The organism is Delftia sp. ZNC0008, from assembly GCF_000799035.1.
Classification (GTDB): Bacteria; Pseudomonadota; Gammaproteobacteria; order Burkholderiales; family Burkholderiaceae_C; genus Comamonas; species Comamonas tsuruhatensis.
The window spans coordinates 1-6,324 of sequence record NZ_JTKZ01000095.1; the positions used below are offsets into that span (position 1 = coordinate 1).

The 6,324-nt window shown below is 67.3% G+C and carries 6 protein-coding genes; 1 reads left to right on the forward strand and 5 read right to left on the reverse strand.

What is annotated here, in order from left to right:
* Positions 1–29 precede the first annotated feature (29 nt).
* The 5 genes from edd to L995_RS03700 all read right to left on the reverse strand — a co-directional run bounded on the left by edd (position 30) and on the right by L995_RS03700 (position 5,419).
* Positions 30–1,856, reverse strand: coding sequence for a phosphogluconate dehydratase (gene edd / locus L995_RS03680; protein WP_016453429.1), 1,827 nt, complete (start codon positions 1,854–1,856; stop codon positions 30–32).
* Between the two features lie 109 nt (positions 1,857–1,965).
* Complete coding sequence (locus L995_RS03685) at positions 1,966–2,985, reverse strand: TRAP transporter substrate-binding protein (protein WP_016453430.1); 1,020 nt, start codon at positions 2,983–2,985, stop codon at positions 1,966–1,968.
* A gap of 28 nt (positions 2,986–3,013) precedes the next feature.
* Complete coding sequence (locus L995_RS03690) at positions 3,014–4,294, reverse strand: TRAP transporter large permease (protein ID WP_016446058.1); 1,281 nt, start codon at positions 4,292–4,294, stop codon at positions 3,014–3,016.
* 12 nt (positions 4,295–4,306) lie between these two features.
* On the reverse strand, positions 4,307–4,813 hold the full coding sequence (locus tag L995_RS03695) for a TRAP transporter small permease (protein WP_016446057.1): 507 nt from the start codon (positions 4,811–4,813) through the stop codon (positions 4,307–4,309).
* Positions 4,814–4,831: 18 nt separating this feature from the next.
* Positions 4,832–5,419, reverse strand: a complete 588-nt coding sequence (locus L995_RS03700; protein WP_370690597.1) for a gluconokinase — start codon at positions 5,417–5,419, stop codon at positions 4,832–4,834.
* A gap of 156 nt (positions 5,420–5,575) precedes the next feature.
* Between L995_RS03700 and L995_RS03705 the strand changes: the two genes are divergently transcribed.
* Positions 5,576–6,324 (forward strand): LacI family DNA-binding transcriptional regulator (locus tag L995_RS03705; protein WP_052195748.1); only part of this gene is annotated, 749 nt, incomplete at its 3' end.

Here is a 6,324-nt window from a genome sequence, read left to right on the forward strand (position 1 = left end):
CCGCGTGTCCTGCATGAGCTCCAAGGCCGTCAGTCGTTGATCCATGTGCAAGCTCCCTCTTCTGCGCTGAGCGCGTGGCGCCGGAATCCGGCAAACAGTTCGCGGCCGAAACCCCGGCCATTGGCTTGGCGCAGCGCCCGGGGCATGGTGGCCACCAGGCGTTGCTGCCATTCGGATTCATCGACCAGCACGGCCAGGGTGCCGGCCACGGCGTCCAGGCGCACCAGGTCGCCATCGCGCAGGCGCGCCAGCGGCCCGCCCACGCAGGCCTCGGGCGAGACGTGGATGGCGGCAGGCACCTTGCCCGAGGCGCCGCTCATGCGGCCGTCCGTGACCAGGGCCACCTTGTAGCCCTTGCCCTGCAGCACGGCCAGGGGCGGAGTGAGCTTGTGCAGCTCGGGCATGCCATTGGCGCGCGGCCCCTGCCAGCGCACTACGCAGATGACATCGCGGTCCAGTTCGCCGGCCTTGAAGGCCTGCTGCAGCGCTTCCTGAGAGTCGAAGACGCGTGCGGGCGCCTCGACCACATGGCGGTCCTCGGGCACGGCGCTGACCTTGATCACGCTGCGCCCCAGGTTGCCGGACAGCAGCTTGAGCCCGCCCGTGGCGCTGAAGGGCGCATCGGCCGGGCGCAGCACGGACAGGTCGCCGGAGACTTCGGCCGCGTGCCAGGCCAACTGGCCGTTGTCCACGGCCGGAATGCGCGCGAACTCCTGCAGGCCATCGGGCCGCACGGTGAGCACATCGCCATGCATGAGGCCGGCCTTGAGCAACTGGCCGATCACATAGCCCGGACCGCCTGCGGCCTGGAACTGGTTCACGTCGGCGCTGCCGTTGGGATAGACGCGGGCCAGCAGCGGCACCACGCCCGAGAGCTCGGAAAAATCGTTCCAGTCGATGGTGATGCCCGCAGCGCGTGCCACCGCCACCCAGTGGATCAGGTGGTTGGTGGAGCCGCCCGTGGCCAGCAGGGCCACCATGGCGTTGACGATGCAGCGCTCGTCCACCACGCGGCCGATGGGGGCGAAGCGCTTGTTCCTGGTGATGGCCAGCACGCTGCGCATGGCCTCGCGCGTGAGCAGTTCGCGCTCGCCGTCGGCCGGGTTGATGAAGGCCGTGCCCGGCACGTGCAGGCCCATGGCCTCCAGCAGCATCTGGTTGCTGTTGGCCGTGCCGTAGAAGGTGCAGGTGCCTTCGCCATGGTAGGCAGCCGATTCGGCGGCCAGCAGCTCCTTGCGGCCCACCAGGCCCTGCGCGGCCTGTTCGCGCACCTTGGCCTTGTCGCCGTTGGACAGGCCCGAGGTCATGGGTCCCGCCGGCACGAAGACCGTGGGCAGGTGCCCGAAATGCAGGGCGCCGATCAAGAGGCCCGGCACGATCTTGTCGCAGATGCCCAGCATCAGCGCAGCGTCGAATACGTCGTGCGAGAGCGCGATGGCCGTGCCCATGGCAATGGCATCCCGGCTGAACAGGCTCAGCTCCATGCCGGGCGCGCCCTGGGTCACGCCGTCGCACATGGCGGGTACGCCGCCGGCGACCTGCGCCGTGGCGCCCAGCCTGCGTGCCTCGTCCTTGAGGATGTCGGGATAGCGGGCCAGCGGTGCGTGGGCCGACAGCACGTCGTTGTATGCGGTGACGATGGCGACGTTGGGCGCCTTCTCCTCCACGATGCGTATCCTGTCGCCGCCTGGAATGCCCGCAAAGGCATGCGCCACGTTGGCACAGCCCATGGACTGCGCGCCGGGCGGGCGCGCGGCCATGGCGTCCACCTGTTCCAGGTAGGCGGCACGTGATTCGGCACTGCGCTCGCGGATGCGGCGCGTGACCTGGTCGACGATGGGGTGGATGGTGCTCATGGGGTGTCCTGCGGATGCGCTGATGCGCGTTTTCTCTGTGTCGCGTTGTCTTTTTGGTGGATGTCGGCCGGGGCATCCCTCCCAGGTGCGTCCGGCCCTGAATCGAAGCTTACTTCACTGCGCGCGCCTGCTTGACGGCGGCCTGTACCTCATCCCAGGTACCCTGGCCCACGGTCTTGGCAATGCCGGCATTGACCGTGGCGAGCTTGTCGCGCATGCGTCCCACCTCGGCGGCGGGCAGCTCGTTGACCTGCATGCCCTTGGTCTTGATATCGGCCAGGGCCTTGGCCGCTTCCTCGCGCGTGTCCTTGCGCTCGAACTCGCGGCTCTTGACGGCGGCGTCCTGCAGCACCTTTTTCTCGGCCGGTGTCAGCGTGTCCCACCACTTCTTGCTGACGGTGACGATCCAGGGGCTGTAGACGTGGTTGGAGATGGTCAGGTACTTCTGCACCTCGTAGAACTTGCTGGACAGCACGGTGTTGAACGGGTTTTCCTGGCCATCGACGGCGCGGGTTTCCAGCGCGGTGAACAGTTCGGAGAAAGGCAGCGGCACGGCGTTGGCGCCCAGGGCCTTGAAGCTGTCGAGGAAGACGTTGTTCTGCATCACGCGCAGCTTCACGTCGGCCAGGTCTTCCAGCTTGGCGATGGGGCGCTTGTTGTTGGTGAGGTTGCGGAAACCGTTCTCCCAGTAGACCAGGCCCACCATGCCCTTGGGCTCCAGCGTGGCCTTGACCTTCTCGCCCACGGGGCCGTCGAGCACGGCGTCGGCCTCCTTGGTGCTGCTGAACAGGAACGGCGTGTCCCAGACCGCCATCTCGGGCGACAGGCCGACCAGGGTGGCGGTGGAGCCGACCATCATCTCCTGGGCACCGCCGATCAGCGCCTGCTGCATCTGCGTGTCCGATCCCAGCGAGGCATTGCCGATGGCGCGCACCTTCATCTTGCCGCCCGTGGCCTTTTCGACCTCCTTGGCAAAGAAGCGCGCCGCGCGGCCCTGGTTGGAGTCATCGACCAGGCCGTAGCCGAAGCGCACGATGCGCGGCTTGAAGTCCTGGGCCATGGCCTGGCCCGTGGCGGCCAGCGTGGTGATGGCGGCCATCAGGCCGGCGAGTGCAAAGGGAATACGCATGTTCATCTCCTTGGGTTGTAGTGGGGGGTCAGTGCATCCAGCGCAGAGGGGCCAGGATGATTTGCGGAAAAATCACGAAAAGCACGGCAAGCAGCACATAGACCATCAGGAACGGGTTCGTGCCCTTGATCACGGTCTCCATGCGCAGCCGGCCCACGCCGGCAATCACGTTCTGTACCGTTCCCACGGGCGGCGTGATCAGGCCGATGCAGCCCACGTAGATGAACATGAAGCCGAAGTAGATGGGGTCGATGCCCGCCTTGACGGCCAGCGGCGCGCACACGGGGCCGAAGATCAGGATGGTCGGCGTCAGGTCCATGGCCGTGCCCACCACCAGCAGGAACAGCATCATCGTGGCCATGAACAGCATGGGGTTGCCCAGCAGGCCGGAGAAGCTGTCGGCCAGCATGTTGGGCAGGTCGGCCAGGGTGATCATGTAGGCCGTCACCGTGGCGGCGCCACACAGCAGCATGACCACGGCCGTGGTCTTGGCGGCGGCCAGGAACACGGCGTACAGACGGCTCCAAGTCATCTCGCGGTAGATCACCATGGACACGAACAGCGCGTAGACGGCTGCGACCACGGCCGCCTCGGTGGGCGTGAACACGCCGCCCTTGAGGCCACCCAGGATGATGACCGGCATCATCATCGCCCAGAAGCTCTTGGCCAGTGCCTTCAGACGCGGGCCCCAGGCCATGCGTTCGCCGCGCGACAGGTCGAACTTGCGGGCGATGGACCACCAGGCAAAGATCAGGAAGACGCCCATGATCAGGCCCGGCACCACGCCCGACAGGAACAGCTTGCTGATCGAGGTGTTGGTCGTCACGCCGTAGATCACGAAGGGCATGGACGGCGGAATGATGGGCGCAATGATGCCGCCCGAGGCCAGCAGGCCCGCGCTGTAGCTGTCGGGGTACTTTTGCTCGCGCATCATGGGCAGCAAGATGGTGGCCAGGGCGGCGGTATCTGCAATGGCCGAGCCGCTCATCGAGGCCAGCAGCACGGCGGCGCCAATGGCCACGTAGCCCAGGCCGCCACGGATATGGCCCACATAGGCGCGCGCCAGGTCGATGATGCGGCGCGACAGGCCACCCGCGTTCATCAGCTCACCCGCCAGGATGAAGAAGGGCACGGCCAGCAGCGGGAAGTTGTCGAAGCCGGCCTGCAGGTTCTGCGCAAGCAGCTGCGAGTCGAAGAAGTCCAGATGCCACATCAGCGCCACGCCGGTCAACACCAGCGCCTGGGCAATGGGCATGCCGATCACCATGCCGCCGATCAGCACGGCCAGAAAGATCAGGGTCACAACCATGGTGCCTGCTCCTTACTCGACCGAAGTCTCGCCATGGTTTTCTGCCGGCGCGCCGCGGCGCAGGTCGCGCAGCGACACCAACAGCAGGCCCACGGCCAGCACCAGGGTGGCCGCAGCGCCCAGGGCCAGCGGGTAGCCCAGCACCGTGCTGTAGCTGTTCAGCCCGGCCTGCACCTGGGCCCATGAGCCCCACAGCAGCAGGCCCATGCAGACCAGGACCAGCGCCTGCGACACCCAGAACAACACCTTGCGCGCGCCAGGGCCCACGCGGGATGTCACAAGGTCGAAGCCCAGGTGGCTGCCCTCGAAAGCGGCCACGATGGCCCCAATGGCCACCAGCCAGACGAAGAGCAGGCGCGAGATTTCCTCATAGGACACGATGCTGGTATGAAACACATAGCGCAGCACCACGTTGACGAACACGGCAATGACCATGCCGGCCAGGGCCAGCACCATCAGCACCTCGGCAAAGTGCTGCAGGCGCGGCTTGGGCCGGACTGCGGGGGAATCGGATTGCATGGTTTTTGTCTCCTGGCGTTATGGGTTCTGGGAGAGAGGGGCGGCCTGCGGCGCCGGATGGACCAGCCAGTCCTGTGCGCGGTGCACGATGTCGGCCAGCGGCAGCGTGGCGTCCACGGACAGCACGGCGCGCTCGCCTGCCGGGCTTTCCAGCGTGGCGAACTGGTTGGCCACCAGCTCGGGCGAGAAGAAGTGGCCGGCGCGCTCCTGCACGCGCTGCAGCGCCGTGCCGTAGTCCAGGTCCAGAAAAACGAAGCCCACGGCGCCGGCCGGGCCGGCGGCACGCAGGCGGTCGCGGTACTTGCGCTTGAGGGCCGAGCAGGTCAGCACCACGCCCTGCCCCGGCATGGCCTGGGCCAGCAGCCGTGCCAGCCGGTCCAGCCAGCCGCTGCGGTCGTCGTCGGTCAGGGGGATGCCCGCCTGCATCTTGCGGATGCTTTCCTCGGCATGGTGGGCATCGCCCTCGTGCAGGGTCCAGCCCAGGGCATCGGCCAGGGCCTGCCCCACGCTCGACTTGCCGCAGCCGGAAACGCCCATGACGACCAGCGCCCGTGGGCGGCTGCCTGCGGCGGTGGCGTCGGTTGTTGTTGGGATAGCGCTATCCATGTTCTTGCAAAAATTGGCAGACCAGGGTCTGCCTTGGATTTCGGTGTGCTTCAGAGGCCTTCGTCCGGGTTTACACGCAGGACTGCGGGCCTTCGAATGATTGGGATAGCGCTATCATAATCTCCAACCCTCCCGCCACCGACCTAGGACATTCCCTTGGCCCGCCAGATTCCGCCTGCATCTCCAGAATCGTCCTGCGCCGATCCTTGCGACCCGGCCCTGCCCGCCACGGGCCGCGCCCGCTCCTCGCGGGCCAGCGGACGCATCACGCTCAGCGATGTGGCACAGGCGGCCGGCGTCAGCCCCATGACGGTCTCACGCGCCCTGCGCGGCGAGCGGCGCGTGGACCCGGCCCTGGTCGAGAAAATCCGCGCCGCCGCCGCGCGCATGGGCTACGTGCCCGACCCCGCCGCGCGCGCTTTGGCCTCCCAGAAAAGTGCCCAGGTGCTGGTGCTGGTGCCCATGCTGTCCAACACCTTGTTCGTGGACCTGATCGAGTCTGTGCACAAGGTGCTGTTCGCCGCCGGCTACCACGCGCTGATCGGCGTGACCCACTATGACCGGGCCGAAGAGGAGCAACTGCTGCGCACTTACCTGCCCATGCGCCCTGCCGGCCTGCTGCTCACCGGCTTTGACCGCAGTCCCGCTGCGCGCGAACTCGTGCAGGCCAGCAAGGTGCCCTGCGTGCACCTGATGGAGCTGGGCGGCGAGCCGGGCACGCCCAGCGTGGGGTTTTCGCAGGCCGAAGCCGGAGCCGCCATCACGCGGCATCTGATGGAGCGCGGGCACAAGCGCATTGCCTTTTGCGCAGGCCAGCTCGATGCCCGCGTGATGCAGCGCGCCTCTGGCTACCGCCAGGCCCTGCAGGACGCGGGCCTGCACGACCCGGCCCTGGAACTGCTGTG

Coding starts and splice junctions, on each gene's coding strand:
- L995_RS03685 (WP_016453430.1), bottom strand. CDS start 2,985: ATGCGTATTCCCTTTGCACTCGCCGGCCTGATGGCCGCCATCACCACG.
- edd (WP_016453429.1), bottom strand. CDS start 1,856: ATGAGCACCATCCACCCCATCGTCGACCAGGTCACGCGCCGCATCCGC.
- L995_RS03695 (WP_016446057.1), bottom strand. CDS start 4,813: ATGCAATCCGATTCCCCCGCAGTCCGGCCCAAGCCGCGCCTGCAGCAC.
- L995_RS03690 (WP_016446058.1), bottom strand. CDS start 4,294: ATGGTTGTGACCCTGATCTTTCTGGCCGTGCTGATCGGCGGCATGGTG.
- L995_RS03700 (WP_370690597.1), bottom strand. CDS start 5,419: ATGGATAGCGCTATCCCAACAACAACCGACGCCACCGCCGCAGGCAGC.